A 24,228-nucleotide genomic window follows, 5' to 3' on the forward strand; every position below is an offset into this window, starting at 1 on the left:
TGCGCATGCAGGGCCCTTGGCTGGGGGAGTACAGCGGCCGTCCAGCGCCGCAAGGGGGGATCAGCGCTTGCGCCAGCTGATGAGAATGACCCCGGACAGGATGATGACCATGGCGATGATTTCCTGCTGGCCGACATGTTCGCCCAGCAGCACGACCCCCAGCATCACCGCAATGATGGGGTTGACGTAGGCATAGCTGGTGGCCGCTGCCGGCGACACCGTCTTCAGCAGATGCAGATAAGCGCTATAGGCCAGCATGGAGCCAAAGATCGACAGATAGGCAATGGCTGCCCAGCCCTGCCAGGACGGTGGCGCAGCCAGCCGCTCGCCCACCGCGGCACTGCCCAGCAGCAAGGCGAGACCGCCAAAAATCATCATCCAGGCACTGCCCATCGGCCCCTTGGGCTGCACGATGACCCGGCTCCAGGCCGAACCCAGTGCCCAGCCAGCCGAAGCAAACAGCAGCCAGAATGCCCCCAGCGGGCTGGCGCGCAGATTGGAACCCAGATTCAGCACCAGCATGCCCAGCATGCCCAGCGCAATACCTGCCCACTCGCGCCGCGTGGCGCGCAGGCCGAAACAGAAGCGGCCAAACAGCACGGTAAACAGGGGCACGGTGGCCACCACCAGCGCCGCCACCCCGGAGGACACCTGTTTTTCTGCCAGGGTGACAAAGCCATTGCCGATGGCGGGCATCAACACCCCCAGAATGGCGGCCCCGCGCAGCTCCTGCCGGCTGGGCAGACGATGGCCACGCAGCAGCAGAAAGGCCAGCATCACGCTGCCGGCAAACAGGAAACGCAAGCCAGCCATCATGAAGGGGGGCCAGGATTCGATGCCGATGCGGATGAAGAAATAGGTGGAGCCCCAGATCACATACAGGGCGAAGAAGGCTGACAGGGTCAGCATGGACAGCGAAGCGTGGCGGGAAGACATGGCGGACTCGGCGATACTGGCCGCCTACCATGCCTTCCGCATGCAGAAAACTCAAGCCCTGCCGGGAAAAGATCTGTTCTGCTGGCAGAACAATCCCGCCCCGGCACGCCGTGGTCTAGCGGGTGGCCAGCCGTTGCAGGATGTTGGAAAACTCTTCCATATAAGTGTCGAAGCGGGTGGCCAGCCGGTCGACATCGGTGGCAAAGCGGTTATAGGCCACCACGGCCGGAATGGCGGCAAACAGGCCGATGGCCGTGGCCACCAGCGCCTCGGCAATACCCGGCGCCACGGTGGACAAGCTGGCCTGGCCGGCATTACCCAGCCCGATAAAGGCATGCATGATGCCCCACACCGTGCCGAACAGGCCGACATAGGGGCTGACCGACCCCACCGTCGCCAGAAAGGAAGTATGGCTGTCCAGCGCATCCAGCTCGCGCTGGGCGGCAGCGCGCATGGCACGGCGCGAGCCATCCATGATGTCCGACAGCTCGGCGCTGCTGCGGCCGCGCAGCTTGAGGAATTCGGCAAAGCCGGACTGGAAGATGCGTTCCATGCCCACGCTGTCGTTGCGCCGGTTGGCATCTTCGTACAGCCGGTTCAGGTCGGCCCCGCTCCAGAAATTGCGCTCGAACTCGTCACTGTGGCGGCGCGCTGCACGCAGCACGGCAATCTTGTTGAAGATGAGTGCCCAGGACAGCACGGACACCACGGCCAGGCCGGCCATGACCAGCTGCACCACCAGGCTGGCGTTCATCACCAGGCTGAAAATGGAAATCTGCTGCACGATGTTTCCTTGTCAAAAAGTGCGGCCTAGCGCAAGACGCGGCCGCTGGCGAAATCGATGATGGTGGAAGGTTTTCTGCGCTTGCCGATACGGCCTGGCAGGGTCAGTACCGTAGGGCCAAAAGCCTGACGACAGGCCCTTGCTGTCTTTAACGCACGTTGCCCGGCACGGTTGGCCGAGGTCGACACCAGCGCCGTACCCAGTGCCCGGCACAAGGCCGCCGCCTCGCCGTGGGCGGTAATGCGCACGGCTATCTGCTCATGGCGGCCACGCAGCGCGGGTGGCACCTTGTGCGAGGCCGGCAGCAAAAAGGTATAAGGACCGGGCCAGTAGCCGCCAAGTTCCGCCCATTGCGCCGCGGAAAGCGGCTTGACCAGATGGCGGATCTGGCTGACATCGGCGGCGATGACGATCAGCCCCTTGTGGTTTGGCCTGGCCTTCACCGCCAGCACGCGCCGGATGGCGCGCACATCCCCGGGCAGGCAGCCCAGACCAAAACAGGACTCGGTGGAATAGGCAATCACGCCGCCCGCTCGCAAGCGCGCGCGTGCCTGCTGCATCAGGCCGGCCTTGGGCAGGCGGCGACGGGACGACAGCAATGGCAGGTGGGACATCGGCTAGCAAACCACGGAAAAACAGAAGCTGCCATTGTAGCGGCAGCGCCCCCCGCGGCGAAACCGCGATCTGCGGTGGTGTCAGTCTTTCTGGTTAAGATATTTGGCATTGATGCGCGCCAGCGTACCGTCGCGCTGCATGCCACGCAGCAATTCATTCAGCTGCTGTACCTGGCTGTCCGGCATGGCCGGATTGCAGGCCAGATAGAGCAAGGTGGTATTGAAGGTGAGCACCGGCCGCACATGGCTGGCATTTTCCCTGACCAGCAAGGATGCCCCCAGGTATTTGCCAGTGGCCCAGAAGTCGATGCGCCCGGCCAGCAGCTTTTTGACATTGAGCTGGTCGGTATTGGCCAGATCAACATCAAAACCGCGGTCGATCAGGTATTGCGAGGTGGCATCGCCGGCATAACCACCGATCTTGAAAGGCCGGGCATCTTCCAAGGCCAGAATGGCATGCCGGTTGTCGGCACGGGCGTACAGCACCCAGGGGTTTTCCACCAGCGGGCCTATCCATTTGAACTGATGTTCGCGGCTGTCGGTCCGGGTGGTGGAGTAAAGACAGGTATTGGCCTCCAGCACGGTCAGATTGAAGGCGCGTATCCACGGCAGCAAGCTGATACCGTAACTGACGCCCGCGCGGTGGAACAGCTCTTGCACGATCTCGGTGGACAAACCGCTGATGTGGCCACCCTGCCCCACCATATTGAAGGGCGGGTAATCCTCGGTCAGCAGCTTGAGCGCAGCAGCGGCCTGGCCCAGCTGGCTGCACAACAGCAGCAGGCTGGCCAGATAAAGGCGGATGGGCATGGCAGCGGCTCCGGCAAGTGCTCGACCCTTCCAGTCTAGTCACGGGTCCTGCCTGTTGCCAGAAGGGAGAAGGCGGCGGCTTGCTGCGACCCGACCTTTGCCGGCTGCGCATGCCAGGCGCAGCAGCGCATGGCCGGGGTTTCACTGTTGAAGCGGGCCAGCCAGTAGCCGACGCGCCGCCAGCAGCGGCGCTCGTGGCGCATGAAACGCAGCAGGGCATGGCCCCGACTGTCGGGCTCCGGGGGGATGGCGCTTGCATGGTACTGACAGGACATTTTTCTCTCCACAAGACCGGCGGTACGGATGAAAAAAATATAGCGCCGGGCGGGTGAATATCCTGTCAAGAGAAGGCCGTGGCGCATAAAAAAGACGCAAAAAAACGGCAGCCTTGCGGATGCCGTTCACTCACTGCCTGCTGCGGATGGCTTGCGCTTATTTGGGCCGGTTGATGGCCTTGCTGCCAATGTCACGACGCAGCTGGCAACCATCGAAATGGATGGCATCGGCCACGCCATAAGCCTTGGCCTGTGCCATCTTGACACTGTCACCCAGGCCCACCGCACACAGCACGCGGCCGCCATTGCTCACCACCTGCTTGCTGTCGTTGAACGCCGTGCCGGCATGGAACACCATGCTGTCGGCGGTTTCGGCCGGCAGGCCGCTGATGACATCGCCCTTGCGCGGTGCTTCGGGGTAGCCGGCGGCAGCCAGTACCACGCCCAGCGCCACGCGGCGGTCCCATTCGGCCTCCACCTGATCCAGCTTGCCGTTGACCCCGGCTTCCAGCAGCACGGTGAAGTCGGACTTCAGCCGCGCCATGATGGGCTGGGTTTCCGGGTCGCCAAAGCGGCAGTTGAATTCGATGGTGAAGGGGTTGCCGTCCTTGTCTATCATCAGCCCGGCATACAGGAAGCCGCTATAGCTGTGACCGTCCTTTTTCATGCCCTGCACCGTCGGCAGGATGATTTCGCGCATCACGCGGTTATGCACCTGCGGCGTGACCACCGGAGCCGGGCTGTATGCGCCCATGCCGCCGGTATTGGGGCCCAGGTCGTTGTCCAGCAGGCGCTTGTGGTCCTGGCTGGTGGCCATCGGCAGCACGTGATCACCATCCACCATGACGATGAAGCTGGCTTCCTCGCCCTGCAGGAAGTCTTCGATCACCACGCGGGCCCCGGCGCTGCCCATCTTGTTGCCCACCAGCATGTCGTCGATGGCGGCATGCGCTTCGTCCAGCGTCATGGCCACCACCACGCCCTTGCCCGCCGCCAGGCCATCGGCCTTGATCACGATGGGCGCGCCCTTGCCGTCGACATAGGCATGGGCCTCAGCCGCATCGGTAAAGGTCTGGTAACCGGCCGTGGGAATGCCATGGCGCTGCATGAAGGCCTTGGCAAAGTCCTTGGAGCTTTCCAGCTGGGCGCAATACTGGGTGGGGCCGAAGATTTTCAGGCCGGCCGCGCGGAAGGCGTCCACCACGCCGCCAGCCAGCGGGGCTTCCGGGCCGACCACGGTCAGCTGGATGTCCTCGTTGCGGGCAAAGGCGACCAGTTCTTCATTGCTGGTGAGCTGGACATTGGTGAGATTGGGGTCGAGCGCGGTGCCGGCATTGCCCGGTGCCACAAACACCTTGGAGACGCGGCTGGACTTGGCGATACGCCAGGCCAGTGCGTGTTCGCGGCCACCAGAGCCGATTACCAACACTTTCATCTTGCGAGATCCTTCATCGTTGGGCGACAGGCATGTTGCCGTCGCCGGCATTGTGCCGCAGCCATGGTGGGACTACGGTCAGAATTGTACATTCAAGCCGGGGGGAAACGGGTAGTTTCCACTGTTTGCATCCGGCAGCAACTGGCGCTGGCCGCGGACCGGCTTGCCATCGACATGGCCCTGCCAGCGGATGTCCAGCGGGTAGAAACGACCGACCGGCTGGCCGGCTTGTTGCAGCCACTGCCAGTGCACCTGCAGGTCGGTCAGCGCCGGGCAGCCATCGCCGCCGGCATCACCACACACACCCTTGTTGTCGGCCTGTTCGGTCAGGCGGCCCATGCTGCGGATGTCGCTGGCCACGGCATGGAAAAACTCCACGCTGCTGGCACTGTAGCCTTGCTGGATGTAAGCGCTCTGCATGACCCAGCCCCATTCCTGCGGCCCCAGTTGCACCACCCGGGCGGCCGCGGCCATGCCGTTGCTGCCCATTTCCAGCTGTTTTTCGGTTTGCAGCACGAACTGGCCATCTTGCAAGACAAAGCACAACAGGCGGCTGATGCCGGAGGCGGCAAAGCTGTCCATGCCCTCGCCGGCCGAATCCGCCGTATCCGCCACGAAGGTGGTCAGCAACAGCTGGCGGCCCTGGCCATCACGTGCCAGCTGCAAGGGGCCGAACACACCGACAAACGGTCCGGGACTATTGCTGGCCTGCGCCTGCAGCTTCCATTGGCCCGGCTTGGGGCCGGCCTGCATGCCCTGGTTGCTGCGATAGACCGCCACGGCCTGCTCGGCCAGCCGGTTCAGGTCCGGGGCATGGGCCGCGCCGACCGGCGCAAGCGGAGCCGGCGCGGGCTGCTCCAGCCAGTACACACCGGCAGCCAGGCCGATCATCAGCACAATCAGCAGCATGGTCTTGTTGGTCTTGGTCACGGCTTCTCCGCCAGGTGCTGGCACAATATCGCAACCCCCTCCCCGCCGCCGCCGCAGCGGGGAGACAGGTACGGCCTAGCGCGGCTAACAAGAGCGTAGCGCCCCTGGGGCAAGGCGGCGCCAGACCGCAACAGGGTTTTTGCTCGCCGTTCTTAGTGGCGGAAGTGGCGCACGCCGGTCAACACCATGGCAATGCCATGCTCGTCGGCGGCGGCGAACACTTCTTCGTCACGCATGGAGCCACCCGGCTGGATGATGGCCTTGATACCCTGCTCGGCGATCACGTCGATACCGTCGCGGAAGGGGAAGAAGGCATCGCTGGAGGCCACGGCACCTTGCAGGCTCAAACCGGCATCCTGTGCCTTGCGGGCGGCGATGCGGGTGGAATCCACGCGGCTCATCTGGCCGGCGCCGATGCCGACGGTCTGACCGTTATTGCAGAACACGATGGCATTGGACTTGACGAACTTGGCCACGCGCCAGGCGAACAGCAGGTCGGACAGTTCTTGCGGGGTGGGTTGACGCTTGGTCACCACACGCAGTTCGTCCAGTGCCACGTTGCGGATGTCCGGGGTCTGTACCAGTACGCCGCCGCCCACGCGCTTCAGTTCGAAGCGGTTGGCACCGCTTTCCAGCGGAATTTCCAGCACGCGCACGTTTTTCTTGGCAGCGATGATGGCCTTGGCTTCTTCGGTGAAGGACGGGGCGATCAGCACTTCCAGGAACTGGCCGGTGACCGCTTCCACGGTTTCGGCATCCACCGGGCGGTTGAAGGCGATGATGCCGCCAAAGGCGCTGGTGGTGTCGGTGGCAAAGGCCAGCTTGTAGGCGCTCAGGGTGTCACCGGCCACGGCCACGCCGCAGGGGTTGGCATGCTTGACGATGACGCAGGCGGTTTGGTCGAAGGTCTTGACCGCTTCCCAGGCAGCATCGGCATCCGCGATATTGTTGTAGGACAACTCCTTGCCCTGCAGCTGACGGTAGCCGGCGATGGTGCCGGCGGCCGGGTCCAGGTCGCGGTAGAAGGCGGCGGATTGGTGCGGGTTTTCACCGTAGCGCATGTCCTGCACCTTGACGAACTGGGCGTTCAGGCGGTTGGGGAAGGCCACGCGTTCCGGCTTGCCGCTCACCACGCCATCGGCCAGGCTGGTCAGGTAGTTGGAGATGGCACCGTCGTAAGCGGCGGTGTGGGTAAAGGCTTTCTTGGCCAGCTCGAAGCGGGTGGTCTTGGCCAGCTTGCCGTCATTGGCCTGCAGTTCGGCGGTCAGCGCAGCGTAGTCGGCGGCATCGGTGACGATAGCGACATGGGCCCAGTTCTTGGCGGCGGAGCGCACCATGGTCGGGCCGCCGATGTCGATGTTTTCGATGGCGTCTTCCAGCACACAGTCCGGGTTGGCAATGGTGGCTTCAAACGGGTAGAGGTTGACACACACCAGGTCGATATTGCCGATATCGTATTCGGCCATCTTGGCCACATGTTCCGGCAGGTCGCGACGGCCCAGAATGCCACCGTGTACCTTGGGGTGCAGGGTCTTGACGCGGCCGTCCAGCATTTCCGGGAAGCCGGTGTAGTCGGACACTTCGGTCACCGGCACGCCGTTATCGGCCAGCAGTTTGGCGGTGCCGCCGGTAGACAGGATGTGCACGCCCAGTTTGGCCAGTTCCCGTGCAAATTCCAGAACACCGGTCTTGTCGGAGACGCTGATCAGCGCGCGTTCGATTTTGGTCATGTTTCTCTACCACCTTGGCTAATGAATGAAAAAAACTGGTCAAGCTTGGACCTGATGCCCGCATCAGGTCTGGTCCGGCATGTGCTGCACGGGCGGCAGGCACAAAAAAACCGGCCATCCTGTGTGGGGTATGGCCGGTTTATCTTCATATCAAATCATACGACTTCATTTTTTTACGCAGGGTGTTGCGATTGAGCCCCAGCAACTCGGCAGCCCGGGTCTGGTTGCCCTGGGTGTGTGTCAGCACCACCTCTATCAGTGGCTTTTCCACGCAGGCCAGCACCATGTCGTAGATGGAGGCGGGGATCTCGCCGTCCAGATCACGGAAATATTGTTCCATCGCCAGCCGTACCGACTGGGAAATATGTTCGTTGTTTTGCATGTTTATTGTTCTGTCTTCAGCATTTCGTGTGAACACTGCTGCTCCGCCCCGATGTCGGCCCCGGGCACCTTTACCGCCTTGCTGCCCTGCCGGCTAGACCGGCAGCGACTCCTGCGGCAGAGAGTCATATTCCAGCCGCTCGGATTGCGCGGCCAACTGATCAAAGTAGCCGGCCACCGCCTGCCGTTGCGCGCCGGTGTCTTCCAGCTGGTACATCGCCTGGCGAAACTCGTTGGAGCCCCTCAGCCCCCTGGTGTACCAGGCAATATGCTTGCGTGCGATACGGCAGCCGGAGTATTCGCCATAAAAGCCGTACAGATCATCCAGATGTTCCAGCATGATCTGGCTGATTTCACTGACCTGCGGCGGCGGCAACAGCTCGCCGGTGTCGAGGAAATGCTGTATCTCACGGAAAATCCACGGCCGGCCCTGTGCTGCCCGGCCTATCATCACCGCATCGGCCCCGGTGTACTGCAATACCTGCTGCGCTTTTTGCGGGGTATCGATGTCACCGTTGGCAATCAACGGAATGCCGATGCTGGCCTTGACCGCGCGGATGGTGTCGTATTCGGCAGCCCCGCGATACATGTCTTCGCGGGTGCGGCCATGCAGCGCCAGCGCGGCAATGCCGCAGTCTTCCGCCAGCTTGGCCACGCGCAAGGCATTGCGGTGCTCGGGACTCCAGCCGGTACGGGTTTTCAAGGTCACCGGTACCTCTACCGCCCTGACCACCGCCTCCAGAATGCGGCCCACCAGCGCTTCGTCGCGCAGCAGGGCGGAACCGGCGGCCACATTGCACACCTTCTTGGCCGGACAACCCATATTGATGTCGATGATCTGCGCGCCCTGCTCGACATTGATGCGCGCGGCCTCCGCCATCTGCTGCGGGTCCGAACCGGCAATCTGCACCGAAATCGGCTCCACCTCGCCGGCATGATCGGCCCGGCGCAAGGTCTTGGCGGTAGCCCACAGCGATTTGTTGGAGGTAATCATCTCCGACACCGCCATGGCTGCGCCCATTTTCTTGCACAGCATGCGAAACGGTCTGTCCGTCACACCGGCCATGGGGGCGACGATCAGCCGGTTTTTCAGGGTATGAGGACCAATGCGCATCAGGGTTTTCTGCGGTCAAACAAGCAAAAGGGCGGCCATTGTAATGCTTTTTTTTTGAGCAGTAAAAACCTTTTTGCTTATTTTTTGAGCAAGGTCGATAGCCAGAAGAAATGGTACAGCCGGGTACTGCGGAAGGGGTGGGGATTGGAAGTCAGCCGATAAGCCGGGTTCTGTCGTTGGACAGTCATTCCTCTAGTACTGCCGTTACCGACAGTCTCAAGCAACCTACCCGGGGACAACGCGAGCCACGTTAACGCCCCCCTATTTGGTCTTGCTCCTGATGGGGTTTAGCCTGCCGTCCGTGTTGCCACGTCCGCGGTGCGCTCTTACCGCACCTTTTCACCCTTACCTGTGCTGACAAGTCAGCCATCGGCGGTTCAGCTCTCTGTTCCACTTTCCGTCGCCTCACGGCGCCCGGCCGTTAGCCGGCATCATGCTCTGCGGAGCCCGGACTTTCCTCCCCGCCGCTGCTTGCGCAGCAGCGCGGCGACTGTCTGTCTGACTTCCAGCCGCCAGTTTACCTGAAGCAGATCAAACACGCGGCATTTTTTCCTGCAGCGAAATAGCATTCATTTATACTAACCGGTCATTTCTGCGGGGTTCGTTTAAGAATGGAGCTTAATCAAGCCAAGCTGTCGCGCTTGCAGCTGCTTGGCACGCTGGTCATCATCTTCTTGCTGGCATTGACGCTGGCAGGCTATTTCCTGCTGACCAGCTGGACGGATTTCCATGCGCGCCAGCAACAGATCGAAGGCGATGCCTACCAGCATGCGCGCGAATACCTGCAAGCCTCCGGCGATCATACGGCGCTGACCCTGCTGGCCCTGCGCGATCACTCCACCGACACCCTCAAGCAGCAACTGAAAGAACAGGTCGACCAGGCCTACCATGTAGCCGAAGGTATCTGGCAGCGCGAACACCAGCGCCTGCCGGAAGCACGGGTCAAGGCGCTGATTGTCGAGGCCTTGCGCCCGCTGCGCTTTTTCGAGGGGCGCGGCTATTTCTTCATCGACACCATGGACGGGCGCTGCGTCTTGCTGCCCACCGCAGCAGAACGCGAAGGCAGTTCGCTGCTGGACAACCGCGACGACCATGGCCGCTACATCATGCAAGCGCTGATCGACTCGGTCAGCAACCCGGAGCGACAAGGCTTCACCGCCTACCGCTGGTATTTGCCGGGCAGCCACAATATGTCGGAAAAAGTGGCCTATTCGCGCCAGTTCACCCCCTATCACTGGGTCATCGGCAGCGGCGAATACATTGCCAATGTCGAGGCCAGCCTGCAGCAACGGGCCATTACCCTGCTCTCCCGCATGCACATGGGGCGTGATGGTGACGATTTCATGGTGGTGGACGAGCAGGGCGTACTACAGTTCTACCCCGCCGACCCTGCCTTGCAGGGCCGGCATTATCTGGCGCTGCAACCCGAGCTGCGCAAGCGGGTGCTGGAAGTCCTGCAGCTGGGCAAGCGTGGCGGCTTCATGGAGTACGCCGTGCCCGAAGCCGGCAGTGCCAAGCCGGTGGCCCACCTGGCCTATGCCCGCCACTTGCCGGGCTGGGAATGGACCATGGTGACGGCCATGCATATCCAGTCCATTCGCGATGGCAGTGTGCAAGCCCGCCAGCAACTGGACCAGCAATTGCTGCGCCGTATCGACACCACCCTGTTGATGACCCTGCTGGCCATGGCCAGTGCCGCGCTGTTTTCCTGGTTCTTCGTACGCTGGATGAATGCACTGGTGGCGCGCTACCAGCAGGATTTGCGCCAAAGCCATGCCGAGCTGGAAGCCAGTGCGCGCGAGCTGCAGCTCAGCCGCTTCATGATCGACCACGCCACCGATCTGGTCGCATTGCAAGCGGCAGATGGCCGGCTGGTCTATGCCAACCGCGCCGCCCTGGATTGCCTGGGTAGTGAAGCAGAAGGACGGCAGCAACTGAAAAAACAGCTGTTTGCCCCGGCCGGCGTCAGCCTGCCGCATACCTTCGAAACCCGGCTGCAATGTCACCAGGGGCATCTGCACCTGGAAGTCACCCTGACCGGCATCGACTATCACGGTGACAGCTATCTGTGCGCCACCGCCCGCGATATCAGCCAGCGGCACCATGCCGACCGCCAGCAGCGGCTGGCGGCCAAGGTTTTCGAATCCAGCAATGAAGCCATCCTGATCACCGATGCCGACAACCGCATCCTGGCTGTCAACCGTGCCTTCAGCCTGATCACCGGTTTTGACGAGCAGGAGGTGCTGGGGCAGACCCCGGCCTTGCTGGCATCCGGCCAGCACGATGGCGATTTTTATACCCGCATGTGGGACAGCTTGGCCAAACGCGGCCAGTGGTCGGGGGAAATCTGGAACCGCCGCAAAAACGGCGAAGCCTTCCCCGAATGGCTGAACATCAGCGTGCTGACCGACGAACAGGGCCGGATCACTCACCATGTGGCACTGTTTACCGATATCTCGGAACGCAAGGAGCACGAGGCGCGCATCCAGCATCTGGCGGAATATGATGCCCTGACCGACCTGCCCAACCGCATCCTGGTCAACGACCGCCTGCTGCAAGCCATCCGCCTGGCCGAACGCCATGGCGGCCAGCTGGCGGTACTGTTTGTCGATCTGGATCATTTCAAGAACATCAACGACACCCTGGGCCACAACTGCGGCGATGAACTGCTCAAGCAAGTGGCCGGCCGCCTGTGCGGCGCAGTGCGCGAGCTGGACACCGTGGGCCGTACCGGTGGCGACGAGTTCGTGCTCATCCTGCCGGCCATCGCCCAGCCGGACGAGGCAGCCCAGGTTGCCGAGCGCATCCTGCGCGCCATGCAGGCACCGTTTGATATCGATGGCAATGCCCTGGTGGTGGGCTGCAGCATCGGCATCAGCCTGCTGCCGGGTGATGGCGAGGACATCCAGACCCTGCTGATGAATGCCGACCTGGCCATGTACCATGCCAAGGCGCATGGCCGGAATACCTTCCGCTTCTATACCCGCGAAATGAATACCCAGGTGGCAGACCGCCTGCAACTGGAAAACCGGCTGCGCCGGGCACTGGAACAGGATGAGCTGTTCCTGCTGTTCCAGCCGCAATACGACATCCACAGCCAGGCACTGATCGGCTGCGAGGTATTGCTGCGCTGGCAGGACCCGGTGGAAGGGCTGATCATGCCCGGCCGCTTCATTCCCATTGCCGAAGACAGCGGGCTGATCGTGCCGCTGGGACGCTGGGTGCTGCGTGAGGCCTGCCGGCAGATGGCGCGCTGGCGGGCACAGGGCCTGCCGCTGCCCAAGATCGCCGTCAATGTGTCGGCGCGCCAGCTGGCACGGCTGGACTTCATCGACGAGGTGAGGGATGCGCTGCAAGAGAGCCGCCTGCCAGGCGATTGCCTGGAAATCGAGGTGACCGAAAGCACCCTGATGGAAGACGCCGACCTGGCCTCACGCCAGCTGGCCATGCTCAAGGCCATGGGAGTCAGGCTATCGGTCGATGACTTTGGCACCGGCTACTCCAGCCTGGCCTACCTCAAGCGCTTTGCCCCGGACACCATCAAGATCGACCGCTCCTTTGTCTGCGACCTGCCCGGCGACAGCGAAGACGCTGCCATCGTGTCCGCCATCATCCACCTGGCGCGGGCGCTGGGCATGAGCACGCTGGCCGAAGGCGTGGAAACCGTGGAGCAATGCGATTTCCTGCGCCAGCTCGGTTGCGGTGGCATCCAGGGCTATCTGCTGGGCCGGCCGCAGGACGCCAGCGCCATTGCCCGCCAGCTAGCGCTGCCGCTCGGCAGCTGACAGCCGCCCATCCACGCCGACCAGCTCGGCCGCCTGTGGCCGCGGGATCAGCAAGGAAGTCAGCCAGGCCAGGCCCACGATGCCCAGGCCGGCAAGCATGCCACTGGCGGCGGCGGGCACACCCGGCAGCCAGGCTGGCAGCGCAGGCAATACGGCAAAGCTGAGCCCGGCCCCCAGATTGAAGGCAGCTGCGTTCAGGCCGGGCAGCAGCCCCGGATAGCGCGCGGGCGACAGCACCACCCCCAGGCCATTGAGCATGATGTTGGCGGTACCGGCATAGGCCACGCCGGCCAGCAGGCAGGCCGCCACCATCCACCACAGACTGTACAGGCCCCAAACCAGCATCAGCACGATGGCCAGCATGCTGCCGGCCAGGCCCAGCCGCAATACCCGGCCATATCCCCATTGCGGTGCCAGCTGGCCGGCCCATGGACCCACCAGCCAGCCCACCAGCGCATAGGGGGTCAGCAACAACCAGGAAGCGTGATCGGCAGCCAGGCCAAAGCCACTGCCTGCTTGCTGGGCATGGGACATCACCAGCCCGTTGATGATGGCAAACACGCCGCTCATGGTCAGCATGGTGGTCAGCAGCAGGGCCCAGGTACTGCGCTGGCGCAGGATGTCCAGCGCCAGCAAGGGCTGTGGGCTGCGCTGCTCTTGTCGCAGGAACAGGGCCAAGGCCAATGACGCCAGCAAGACCATGCCGCCGATGCCTCCCCACTGGGCAGGGCCAGGCGCCGCCGCCAGGTTCAGCGCCCACAGCAGGCTGGCCAGCGTCAGCACCAGCCACCCCACGCCGGGCCAGTCCATGGCCGCCCCGGCTGACGGGCGCGACTCCGGCGCATACCTGGCTACCAGCACACAGGCCACGGCGGCGACGATGGCAATGCACCAGAATACGGCCCGAAAGCCGAAGTGGGTCGCCAGCAAGCCACCGGCAATGGCATCGATGCCGGCGATGCCGCCATTGACCGCCGTGATCACTCCCATCAGCAGGCCGTAGCGCCGCGGCTCATTCACCTCGTGGTAAAGCATCAGCAGACAAATCGGCACCACCGGACCGGCTACCCCCTGGATCAGCCGCGCCAGTTGCAGTACCGCGATGGAAGGGGCCACCGCCGCCAGCATGCTGCCGGCCAGCATGATGGACAACATGCCCAGCAGCACCCGCCGCCGGCCCAGCATGTCGCCCAGGCGCGGCAGAAACAGCGAAAACAGGGCGGCCGCGGTGAAAAAGGCCGTTTGCGACAGGCCCACCGCGCCATCGCTGGCCTGCAGCTCGCGGGCGATGGTCACCAGCACCGGGCTGAGCATGCTGGCATTGAGCTGAAACGCCACGCAGGCGGCCACCAGCGCGGTCATCAGGCTGGCAACGCCAGGGCTGGCGCGCTTCATGGCTGCTCCCTGCCGATCTGTTGCAGGGCATCGATGATCATCTGCCAGAAATAATCATGATCCAGCCGGACCGCCACCTGGGTATGGCAAGCGGATGGCGGCGGCGCCCGGAAATCGGCCACGGTCATGCCCAGGGTCAGCGCACCCTGTAGCTCCACATCCAGCGGCACCTTGCGCACCGTCATCACCTGCGGGTCGATGACATAGGCCACGGCACAGGGGTCGTGCACCGGTGGGCTGGCAAAACCCTGTTCCCGGCGGTAGGTCTCGCCAAAGAAGGCCAGCAGTTCCTGCACGAAGCGGGCCGGGGCCGTCCCCAGCGCGGCAATGCGCGCCTGTACATCCGGGGTGGCCAAGGCCTGGTGGGTCAGGTCCAGCCCCACCATGGTAAGCGGCCAGGAGGTATTGAATACGATATGGGCCGCTTCCGGGTCGATCTTGATATTGAACTCGGCCACTGCGCTCCAGTTGCCGGTGTGATAGCCGCCGCCCATCAACACCACCTCGCGCACCCGGCTGGCAATGCGTGGCTCCTTGCGCACGGCCAGCGCGATATTGGTCAGCGCGCCGGTCGGCACCAGGGTGATCTCGCCCGGCGGGTGCCGCATGACCAGCTCGATGATCAGGTCCACCGCATGGCGCGGATCAAGCTGGCGTTGTGGCGGCGGCAAGGATGGCCCATCCATGCCGCTGTCGCCGTGGATGGAGGGTGCCACTTCGATTTCCCGCACCAGTGGGCGCGGGCAACCCGCGGCGATAGGAACCTGGATGCCGGCCAGCTCGGCCACGGCCAGGGCATTGCGCGTCACCTTTTCCAGTGTCTGGTTACCGGCGACCGTGGTGACCGCCAACAGTTCGATGGCCGGGCTGCCATGTGCCAGCAGCATGGCAATGGCATCGTCGTGGCCGGGGTCACAATCGAGGATGATCTTGCGGGGCATGGGGTGTCCTTGTGCGGGCGATGGAAACAGGGCTACCATGGTGCGCCGGCAGCAACGCCGGTGCCTGCTGGCTTACGCTGTCGTGGCGGGTCCCAGCCAGTGTTCCACCAGCCGCACCCAGAAACTGGCCGCCAGCGGCAGGGCCTCATCGTTGAAGTCATAGCCGGGGTTGTGCACCATGCAGCCGCCATCACCATCGCCATTGCCGACAATGAAGTAACAGCCAGGCACCTGCTCCAGCCAGTAGGCAAAGTCCTCGCTGCCGGTCAGCGGTGCCAGATCGGCGATGACATTGCCGGCCCCCAGCCACTCGCTCGCCAGCAACATGGCTTGCTGGGTGATGACATCATCGTTGACCAGTACCGGGTAGCCGTGCTGAAACTGCACCTCGGCCCGCGCACCGAAGCCGGCGGCATGCTGCTCGGCCAGCTGGTGGATGCGCTGGTGCAGCAGCGCCCGTACCGCCGGATTGAGGGCGCGTACGGTCAGCCGCAGTTCGGCGCTGGCCGGAATCACATTGGCAGCCTCTCCGGCCAGAATGGCCCCCACGGTCAGCACGGCGGTTTCCAGCGGTGGCACATTGCGCGAGACGATGGTCTGCAATGCCAGCACCAGCGATGCGGCCACCACCACCGGGTCGACCGCGCGTTGCGGCATGGCGCCATGGCCGCCCGTGCCATGGATCAGAATGGTGATGGTATCGGTGGAGGCCATGAAGGCGCCGGCCCGGAAACCCAGCTTGCCCAAGGGGATGCCCGGCATATTGTGCAGGGCGAAAATGGCATCGCAGGGAAAACGCCGGAACAGCCCGTCGTCCAGCATGCGCTTGGCTCCGGAGCCGCCATGCCCCTCTTCGGCCGGCTGGAAAATCAGATGCAGGGTGCCGGCAAAGCGCCGGCTGCGCGCCAGCTCGCAGGCAGCGGCCAGCAGGATGGCGGTGTGGCCATCATGGCCGCAGGCATGCATCTTGCCGTCTATCTGGCTGGCCCAGGGCAGGCCGGTTTCTTCCTGGATGGGCAGGGCGTCCATATCGGCCCGCAGACCGATGGTCGGCCCGCGTCCACACTGCAGTGTCGCCACCACCCCGGTGCCGCCGATTCCCTCGGTGAGCTGGTAGCCCCAGCCCTGCAGCTTTTCCATCACCAGCCGCCGGGTATTGAACTCCTCGAAACCCAGTTCGGGATGGGCATGCAGCTGGCGACGCAGGGCCACCATTTCATCGTTGATACGCAGGATGCCGGGCAGGATGGCGTTATGCATGGAAACAGTCTCCGCAGTCAGGTACAGGACTGCAAAGACTGTGAGAAAACCGCTGCCGGGCGATACCGGGACAAAGTGCAGGAGCCCCCGCCAGCGCCCGGCGACTAATCGAAGCGCAGGGTGTAACGCGACTCGACCGAGGTATTGGTGCCGGCACGCAAGACCACGGACCAGCCCTTGCTCAGCTGGTAAGCCAGCTTGACCACCTGATCGGCGCTGGTCACGCCATATTCGTAGCCCAGGTAGAGTTCGCGGGTGAGTTGCCGCCCCACCGTCACCACCTGCTCGGCCGGGCTTACCGTACCATTGGCCAGGGTCCGCTCCTTGCGGCTGGCCATGCCCAGTTCATCGAACAGACCGACATGGTCGTTGATGGAGCCGGCCAGCATCATGCCGGCAGAAGCAGCCAGCGCGGCATCGTCACGATCACCGCTGGCCGCATGGCCCAGCACCAGCCAGGACAGCTTGTCCTTTTCCGACATCGACTCATCCGCCACCAGCCGGATGCGTGGCGCGGAGACGCTGCCGCTCACCTCCACCCCCGCTCCCACCGGCGACAGGTGACGCTTGGCCACCACATTGAGCACCGGATTGTCCAGCGGACCGACAAAACTGATGATGCCCTGCTCGATGTCCAGATCCTGGCCATACGCCTTGTAACGCCCTTTCACCACCCGGACCTGTCCGCGGGCCCCCGGCGGCATGCCGGGATTGGCGCTGACCTTGACCACGCCGGTCAGCTCCACGTCCAGGCCCTGGCCAACCAGGCGGAAACGCTCGCCCAGATCGAGATCCAGCGCCACCGTCAGCGGCAGGCTGGCAAAGGCAGACGGCTCGGCACTCTCGCGCCCCTTGACCACCACATCGTCGCTCAGGCTGGGCGCACCGGTCTTGGGCAGGTCGATCCGTCCCTGATCGGCACGAATGCGGCCGGTCAGCGAAATTTTCCGGTCCACCATGCTCAGCTCGGTACTGCCGGAGACCACCAGCTTGCGGCTGGGCTTATCGAATACGCTGAACTTGTTCAAGGTAACCCTGACCATGGCATCCGGGCCGCTTTCCTTCAGATCCAGGCTGCCGCTGGCGCTGACCTCGCCCTGGCCACCGGCAAAGCGCAGCTTGTCGAGAATCAGGCTGCGACCGCTCATTCTGGCCTGCAGCACACCGTCGCCCAGCCGGATGCCGGTTCTGTGGTCGGCCAGCAGCAGTTTGCTGCCCTGGATGGTGCCCTGTGCCTGCAACTGCCCCAAGGGCCCGCTCAGGCTCAGATTGGCCGACAGCTGGCCGGCCAGCTCGAGCGCGGGCGACGACAGCTGCGCCAGGGCGGCCAAGGAGGGCAGCGACACCGTGGCGCTGGCTGCCAGCGGGGTGCGGCTGTCGATGGCGCCGCCATTCCACGGCAGGCTGCCCTTGCCGCTCAGCTGGGCATAGCGGCTGTCGATGTCGCTATCGAACAGCAGGCTGCCACCATCAAAGCGCAGCCTCAGTTGCGCGGCTTTCAGGCCGAGTGCGGCCGGACGGCCTGCCTCGGCCGGCAGGCTGATATCGCCAGCCGCCCGCTTCAGCCAGAGCTGACCTTGCGGTCGATTGCCGCTCAGCTTGAGGTCCCAGCCACTGTCCAGCAGCAGATTCTGCTCCACCGGCAGCGGCAGCAGCGGGGCCAGCTCGGCCAGCCGCAAGCCTTCGGCATGCCCGCGCGTGCTCAGGTCGCCGTTACTGCTACGGGTCAGCTCGCTCAGGCTCAGGCTGCCGCCCAACAGCGCCAGCCGGGCACTGCCCAGCTTGATGCGCGCCGCACCGGCTTCCACTGCCAGCGGGGTTTGCAGGCTCAGTGCGGGCTTGCCGGTGATTTCCAGCCGCTCCAGCACGCCTTGCCACTGGCCGCTATTGAGCGGCAGGCCACCACTGGCCGCCAGCTGCACGCCATAGGGCCGGCCATCCAGCCGCAGCCGGCCATCCAGCTGCAGGTGATGGCGGGTACGGGTGCCACTGCCCTGCGCCCGCAGTTGCTCGGCACTGAAATTGCCGGCCTGCAGCTTGTCCGCCGCCAGCTGCAAGCGGAAAGGACTGCTGGGGTCGGCCTTGATGTCGCCATCCAGGCTCAGGCTCTGTACTGCCAGATTGCCCGGCAGGCGCAGTCGCTCGGCGCGCAGGCTGGCGCTGAGCAGTGGCACCCTGGGGGTGCCGGCCAGTTCGGCCTGGCCCTTGATCAACCCGGAGAAGTCCCGTCCCAGCAGCGCCAGATTGGGGGCGTCGATCAACAGCTTGAGTTTGTCACCGGGCGCACCATAGGCACCGCTGGCCTGCAGCCGGTTGCTGGCCAGCCTGAGGTCGGCCGCCAGCTGGCGCACGCGCTCGCCCTGCCAGTCGGCACTGAGTTGGCCGGACAGCGCGGCACCGGACAGCCGGCTGGGGGCGAACTGCAAGCCCAGCTTGCCGCTGAGCGGTGCTGCCAACTGGCCACTGGCCTTGATGGCCGCATTCAGTTCGCCAGCGGGCAAACCGGCTTGCAGGCGGGACGGATCGGCCTTGAGCAATTTGCCTTCCAGCTGGTATTCCTGCCGCCCTTCCAGCCCCAGCTTCCCGCTGAGCGCCACTTTGCCGGCACCGGCGGTCAGATCCAGCTGGCGCAGCAGCAGTACCTTGCCGCCAGCCGCCTGCTGGAAGCCCAGCGCCGTCTGCAATTGCAGGGTCTTGCCATACAGATTGGCCTTGATGTCGGGTCCGCTGAGCGCGCCGACCACCCGCGTCGTGCCCTTGATCACCTCATCCGGCGCGGTCTCATACAGGGCGCGCAGGCCGATATTGTCCAGCAGTGCCACGATGTCCAGCGCATTGTGCTCGACCTTGCCGGTCAGATTGAGCTGACCACCGCCCAGCCGGGCCATCAGCTTGTCCAGATGCAGTGCCTTCTCGTCGGCGCGGAATTCGCCCACCAGCAGCGACAAGGGCAGCTGGCTGGCTGAGAGCGGGCCGGGCTGGCTGTTGAGCAGGGACAGCCCGCCCTTGATGCGCGCCCCGCCATCAGGTTCGGCATGGATGGCGAAACCCAGCCGGGCCTTGGGCCAGGTCGGCATGATGGCCTGGGGGTTGATGCCACCCACGCGCACATCCAGCCGGCGGAAGCGGTTATAGGGATTAAAGGCGAAGGGATGCAGCTGGCCATGTGCCTCGGCCAGCATGCCCTTGCCGCTGGCGGTGCCATCCACTTGCAGCTGCAGCAGATTGCCGCCCAGCTTCAGTCCGGCCAGCAAGGGAATCTGTTCCAGCTCACCCTGCGCCTGCAGCTGGCCCTGGATGGCAAAGGGGCTGCTGTCGGCCAGTTGCAAGGTGGCACGGCTCCCGCCCCAGGGGGTTTGCAGGCTGTGCAGTTGCAAGCGGTGCTGCTGACGGTCGTAGCGATAGCTCGCCTGCAAACCGTATAAGCGTATATCGCCCGGCAACAGGGTCAGGCTGGCCAGGGCCAGCTCGTCCACTTGCACCGCCAGCGGCAGTGACAGCGAGGCTGGCGCACCGGCCGCCGGCGTGGGCGGGCTGGGCCGCGTGGTCAGCCGCACATGGCCAATGCGCAGCGCCTGCACCTGCAGCTGGCCCTGCCATAAGGCGGCCGGCTGCCATTGCAGTTGCAGGCGGTCGATGTCGGCATCCTCGTACTGTGCGCGCCAGCGGATGTCGTGCAGGGTAAAACCCGACCACAGCGTGCCTTCGCTGCGCGCAATGCTCAGTTGCTGCCCGCTTAGCGCCGGGAGCTGCTGGCACAGCCAGGCAAAACCCTGCTCATTGCCGGTCAGCCAGCCCAGGGCCGTGAACAGGGCCAGCACCAGCAGCAGACAGACAGGGCGCCACCAGCGCCGACGTGGCCGGACTGGCGGTGTGGCCGGCGGGGGAGCATCCGGCATGGCCGGTGTGACGGGAGGCTGGTTCTCGCTCATCAGAATGCCAGCCCCAGGCTCATGTTCCAGCGCAACTTACCGTCCTTTTCTGCCTTGGCAATATCCAGCGCAAGCGGGGCCACCGGGCTGTACCAGCGCAAGCCGACACCGTTTGACTGCTCCAGCTTGAAGCTTTGCCAGCTTTGCGCGGCATTACCGGCATCGTGGAACAGGGCGATGGCCCAGTCCTTGACCACCGGAATCTGGTATTCCAGTGTGGCCGTTGCCACCACCCGCCCGCCCACCACCGCGCCATCCGGACCGGGCAGCCCCAGGCTCTGGTAATCATAACCGCGCACGCTATTGGAGCCACCGGCACGGAACAGCTGGGAAGACGGCACTTCATCGCTGTCCTTGGCCCACACCTGCCCCACTTCCAGCCGGGTCAGCAAGGTGCCGTACTTGGGCCAGGGGCTCCAGTAGCTGACGCCGCGCGCATAGCCGCGGACAAAACTGGTGGTGGACAGCAAGCCACCCAGCGTACTGGAGAGCGAGACGTCCAGCAGGGTGCCGGAACGCGGGCGCAGCGTGTCGTCCACATCGCGCCGGGTCCAGCCGAATGCACCGAGCAGCGCCCGGGTATTGTTGCTGGGCGTGTTGCCGATGGTTTCCTTTTCCTGCAGGAACTCCACCCCGAAACGGGCATTGATCTTGTCATGCGAACGGATGCGCCAGGCACCGGCATCCACCGTGGTGGTTTTCACCCCCTGGATGTCGGTTTCCTTGTACGAGGAGGTAATGGAGTGCGAGTAGCCGTTGGCCTGGCGCGGGAAGCCCAGACCGAAGCTGAGATTGCGGTCGCTGTTTTTCCAGTCCAGCAGGACGGAACCGGTCCAGCCCTTGCCGAACAGATTGTAGTAGTCGTAGCCGATACGGGTACCCGGACCGTCTTCCGAGTCGTAAGTCAGGCCCAGCTCCAGCTTCTGCTTGGGGAATTCGGTGAGGCTGACGTCCACCGGCACCTGATCCTGCTCGATGCGCGCCATGTCGGCACTGACCACCACCCCGGAATATTGCGGTGCCTGCTCCAGTGCCGACTGGTAATCCAGCAATTTCTTTTGCTGATAAGGGTCACCCTGGCGGAAATCGGCCAGACCGGTGGCCACGCTCAGCGGATAGCGCTGGTTGCCGCTGATATGGGTGGGGCCGAAACGGATCAGCGGCCCGCTGTCCACCTGCACCAGCAACTGGCCGCGATGGGTTTGCGGGTCGATGTCGGCCTGACTCTTGACGATTTTTGCCAAGGGAAAACGGTCGACGGTAAGCAGACGCAGGATGGCACGCTTGCTGCTGCTCCAGTCATCCTGGCGGTAGGGCGCACCCATCGGCAGGGCCCAGGCTTCCAGCACGGCGGCCAGCCGTTTCTGGTAATCCGCCTGCTGGCGAATCGGTCCGTTCAGCTGCAGGGTGACATCGTCGATGATGACCGGCTCGCCCGCTTCCACCTTGATGACATAGTGATGCTCACCCTGCTCCTCCACCCGGATGACGGCACTGAAATAGCCTTCGGTCTCCAGCAGCGCCTGCGCGGCGGAAGGTGTTTCCTTGATGATGGCCTGCAGCTGGAAATCGTCCAGATCGGCATCGTTGCGGGCGGAAATCAGTTCCAGATGGTCATTGAGCAGGCTGGCAAGCGCCGCCGGTGCCTCCACACTGACGGTGTAATCGACTTTGGCCCAGGCCGGTGCGCTGCACAGTGCGAGGGCGAGAGCGGATGACAAGGCAAGGGGATGGGTGCGTGGCAGCATGTCGGCATTCATCAGGAGTCCGACTGATGGTAGCGAAACTGGTTCAGTCTGGCGAGGAATGTCGGTAGCAATGCCAGCGGCAGCAGCACATGCAGCCGGGCCAGGGACATAAAAAAAGGCGGAATGATCCGCCACAAGACTGAGAGAGAGATAAGACACGGCCCGCGTGACAGCGGGCCGGGACTGCAGGCAGCCTGCCCGGCCTTGCGGCCGGACTGGCAGCTTACTTCTTGCGCTGCGGCGGCAGGTCCGTGCAGCTACCCTCGAATACCTCGGCAGCCATGCCGATGGATTCGCCCATGGTGGGGTGCGGGTGAATGGTCTTGGCGATGTCTTCGGCATCGCAGCCCATTTCGATGGCCAGGCAGATTTCACCGATCATGTCGCCGGCGTGCGGGCCGACAATGCCGCCACCAATTACCTGATGGGTAGCCGGATCGAAAATCAGCTTGGTGAAGCCTTCATCACGACCATTGGCAATGGCGCGACCGGACGCAGCCCACGGGAAGACGGATTTCTCCACCTTGATGCCCTGCTTCTTGGCTTCGTCTTCGGTCATGCCCACCCAGGCCACTTCCGGATCGGTATAGGCCACACCCGGAATCACGCGGGCATCGAAGAAGGCCTTGTGGTCGGCGCAGTTTTCGGCGGCAACGTGGCCTTCATGCACGCCCTTGTGCGCCAGCATCGGCTGACCGACGATGTCGCCGATGGCGTAGATGTGCGGCACATTGGTGCGCTGTTGCTTGTCCACCGGAATGAAACCACGGTCGGTCACCGCCACACCGGCGTTTTCCGCACCCAGCAGCTTGCCGTTGGGCGCGCGGCCGGTGGCGTACAGCACCAGGTCGTAACGCTGCGGCTCTTTCGGAGCCTGCTCGCCCTCGAAGGTGACGTAGACGCCGTCTTCCTTCGGCTCGACAGCCACGGTCTTGGTGTTAAGCATGATGTTGTCGAAGCGGTGGGCATTCCACTTCTGCCATACCTTGACCAGGTCACGGTCGGCACCCTGCATCAGGCCGTCCAGCATTTCCACCACATCCAGGCGGGCGCCCAGCGTGGAGTAAACGGTACCCATTTCCAGACCGATGATGCCGCCACCGATGATCAGCATTTTTTCCGGCACGGCTTTCAGTTCCAGCGCGCCGGTGGAGTCCACCACACGCGGATCATCCGGAATGAACGGCAGTTTCACCACGCGCGAACCGGCGGCGATGATGGCGTTCCTGAACTTGACGATGGTCTTCTCGCCGCTCTCTTCACGACCGTTACCGGTGGTGACCGATACTTCGATATGATGCGGGTCGATGAAGCGGCCATTGCCACGGACGATCTGTACCTTGCGCGCCTTGGCCATGCCGGCCAGGCCACCGGTCAGCTTGCCGATGACCTTTTCCTTGTAGCCACGCAACAGGTCGATATCCACTTCCGGCTTGCCGAACTTGATGCCGTTGGCAGCCAGATGGCTTACTTCGTCAATCACCGCGGCATTGTGCAGCAGGGCCTTGGACGGAATGCAGCCCACGTTCAGGCACACGCCACCCAGGGTGGAGTAACGCTCGACGATGACCACTTTCTGGCCCAGGTCGGCGGCGCGGAAGGCGGCGGAATAACCGCCAGGGCCACCGCCCAGTACCATCACGTCGCATTCGATATCGGCACCACCACTATGGCTGGCGGCCACCGGGGCAGCTTGCGGCGCGAAACCGGCATCGGTGTGCGCCGAGGCCACACCGGTGGTTTCCAGCGGCTTGGCTTCTGCCGGAGTAGCGCTGGCGGCGGCAGCGGCTTCGACGATGACGATCACGTCACCTTCGCTGACCTTGCTGCCCACGGCGACTTTCACTTCCTTCACCACACCAGCGGTTTCCGCCGGTACTTCCATGGTGGCCTTGTCGGTTTCCAGCGTGATGAGGCTGTCGTCCTTGCTCACCACATCGCCCGGCTTCACAAAGACTTCGATCACGTCCACATTGCTGTGGCCGCCGATATCCGGGACTTTCAGTTCAATCAGATTGCTCATGGCGTTTGGGAGTGGGGAATGGGGAGTAGAGAGTTACTCCGTCCGCCATCCACCACCCACTTCCTTTATCAGTTCGTTTTCCCGATGGGGAGGGCCTGCCTTGCAGCAGACACCATTCCCCACTCCCTACTCACG

General features: G+C 63.8%; 17 protein-coding genes and 1 other RNA gene. 1 reads left to right on the top strand and 17 read right to left on the bottom strand.

Going from position 1 to position 24,228, the window contains the following annotated elements:
- Positions 1-60 precede the first annotated feature (60 nt).
- The 11 genes from yedA to rnpB all read right to left on the bottom strand — a co-directional run bounded on the left by yedA (position 61) and on the right by rnpB (position 9,515).
- Positions 61-936 (bottom strand): drug/metabolite exporter YedA, encoded by an 876-nt coding sequence (yedA, locus tag DFR38_RS15125; RefSeq protein WP_059286460.1) that lies wholly within the window; start codon positions 934-936, stop codon positions 61-63.
- Between the two features lie 115 nt (positions 937-1,051).
- Positions 1,052-1,720 carry a protein TolQ gene (gene tolQ / locus DFR38_RS15130; RefSeq protein WP_082693499.1) on the bottom strand — a complete coding sequence of 223 codons (669 nt, stop codon included), beginning with the start codon at positions 1,718-1,720 and terminating at the stop codon, positions 1,052-1,054.
- Between the two features lie 26 nt (positions 1,721-1,746).
- Entirely contained in the window at positions 1,747-2,334 is a 588-nt protein-coding gene (gene tsaC / locus DFR38_RS15135) for an L-threonylcarbamoyladenylate synthase type 1 TsaC (protein ID WP_239688710.1), read from the bottom strand.
- Between the two features lie 81 nt (positions 2,335-2,415).
- Positions 2,416-3,144 carry a substrate-binding periplasmic protein gene (locus DFR38_RS15140; protein WP_059286459.1) on the bottom strand — a complete coding sequence of 243 codons (729 nt, stop codon included), beginning with the start codon at positions 3,142-3,144 and terminating at the stop codon, positions 2,416-2,418.
- 35 nt (positions 3,145-3,179) lie between these two features.
- Entirely contained in the window at positions 3,180-3,419 is a 240-nt protein-coding gene (locus DFR38_RS15145; protein WP_110313586.1) for a hypothetical protein, read from the bottom strand.
- A 157-nt stretch (positions 3,420-3,576) separates the two neighbouring features.
- A complete protein-coding gene (purD, locus tag DFR38_RS15150) occupies positions 3,577-4,854 on the bottom strand; it encodes a phosphoribosylamine--glycine ligase (RefSeq protein ID WP_059286458.1) in 1,278 nt (425 codons plus the stop codon).
- Between the two features lie 78 nt (positions 4,855-4,932).
- Positions 4,933-5,784 carry a hypothetical protein gene (locus DFR38_RS15155; RefSeq protein WP_059286457.1) on the bottom strand — a complete coding sequence of 284 codons (852 nt, stop codon included), beginning with the start codon at positions 5,782-5,784 and terminating at the stop codon, positions 4,933-4,935.
- A 152-nt stretch (positions 5,785-5,936) separates the two neighbouring features.
- Positions 5,937-7,514 carry a bifunctional phosphoribosylaminoimidazolecarboxamide formyltransferase/IMP cyclohydrolase gene (gene purH, locus DFR38_RS15160; RefSeq protein ID WP_059286456.1) on the bottom strand — a complete coding sequence of 526 codons (1,578 nt, stop codon included), beginning with the start codon at positions 7,512-7,514 and terminating at the stop codon, positions 5,937-5,939.
- Between the two features lie 145 nt (positions 7,515-7,659).
- Positions 7,660-7,896, bottom strand: a complete 237-nt coding sequence (locus DFR38_RS15165) for a helix-turn-helix domain-containing protein (RefSeq protein WP_045845804.1) — start codon at positions 7,894-7,896, stop codon at positions 7,660-7,662.
- A gap of 93 nt (positions 7,897-7,989) precedes the next feature.
- The gene (dusB, locus tag DFR38_RS15170; RefSeq protein ID WP_059286455.1) at positions 7,990-9,009 is read right to left on the bottom strand and encodes a tRNA dihydrouridine synthase DusB; all 1,020 of its coding nucleotides are present in this window, start codon (positions 9,007-9,009) and stop codon (positions 7,990-7,992) included.
- Between the two features lie 143 nt (positions 9,010-9,152).
- Positions 9,153-9,515, bottom strand: an RNA gene (gene rnpB, locus DFR38_RS15175) — RNase P RNA component class A.
- Positions 9,516-9,620: 105 nt separating this feature from the next.
- Between rnpB and DFR38_RS15180 the strand changes: the two genes are divergently transcribed.
- Positions 9,621-12,794: a bifunctional diguanylate cyclase/phosphodiesterase gene (locus tag DFR38_RS15180; RefSeq protein ID WP_110313587.1), complete on the top strand. Its 3,174-nt coding sequence runs from the start codon at positions 9,621-9,623 to the stop codon at positions 12,792-12,794.
- Here the strand turns inward: DFR38_RS15180 and uriT are convergent.
- From uriT to lpdA, 6 genes are all read right to left on the bottom strand, one after another.
- The gene (gene uriT, locus DFR38_RS15185) at positions 12,771-14,189 is read right to left on the bottom strand and encodes a uridine transporter UriT (RefSeq protein ID WP_110313588.1); all 1,419 of its coding nucleotides are present in this window, start codon (positions 14,187-14,189) and stop codon (positions 12,771-12,773) included. The genes DFR38_RS15180 and uriT overlap by 24 nt on opposite strands.
- Positions 14,186-15,130 carry a uridine-preferring nucleoside hydrolase UriH gene (gene uriH / locus DFR38_RS15190; protein ID WP_059287445.1) on the bottom strand — a complete coding sequence of 315 codons (945 nt, stop codon included), beginning with the start codon at positions 15,128-15,130 and terminating at the stop codon, positions 14,186-14,188. The genes uriT and uriH overlap by 4 nt, the downstream gene beginning before the upstream one ends.
- A gap of 72 nt (positions 15,131-15,202) precedes the next feature.
- On the bottom strand, positions 15,203-16,390 hold the full coding sequence (locus DFR38_RS15195) for a M20 aminoacylase family protein (protein ID WP_110313589.1): 1,188 nt from the start codon (positions 16,388-16,390) through the stop codon (positions 15,203-15,205).
- A gap of 104 nt (positions 16,391-16,494) precedes the next feature.
- Complete coding sequence (locus DFR38_RS15200) at positions 16,495-20,322, bottom strand: translocation/assembly module TamB domain-containing protein (protein ID WP_110313590.1); 3,828 nt, start codon at positions 20,320-20,322, stop codon at positions 16,495-16,497.
- Entirely contained in the window at positions 20,322-22,082 is a 1,761-nt protein-coding gene (locus tag DFR38_RS15205; RefSeq protein ID WP_239688820.1) for an autotransporter assembly complex protein TamA, read from the bottom strand. The genes DFR38_RS15200 and DFR38_RS15205 overlap by 1 nt, the downstream gene beginning before the upstream one ends.
- 211 nt (positions 22,083-22,293) lie before the next feature.
- Entirely contained in the window at positions 22,294-24,093 is a 1,800-nt protein-coding gene (gene lpdA / locus DFR38_RS15210; protein WP_059287336.1) for a dihydrolipoyl dehydrogenase, read from the bottom strand.
- Positions 24,094-24,228 lie beyond the last annotated feature (135 nt).

Origin of the sequence: Aquitalea magnusonii, assembly GCF_003202035.1 — a bacterium.
GTDB classification, from domain to species: Bacteria; Pseudomonadota; Gammaproteobacteria; order Burkholderiales; family Chromobacteriaceae; genus Aquitalea; species Aquitalea magnusonii.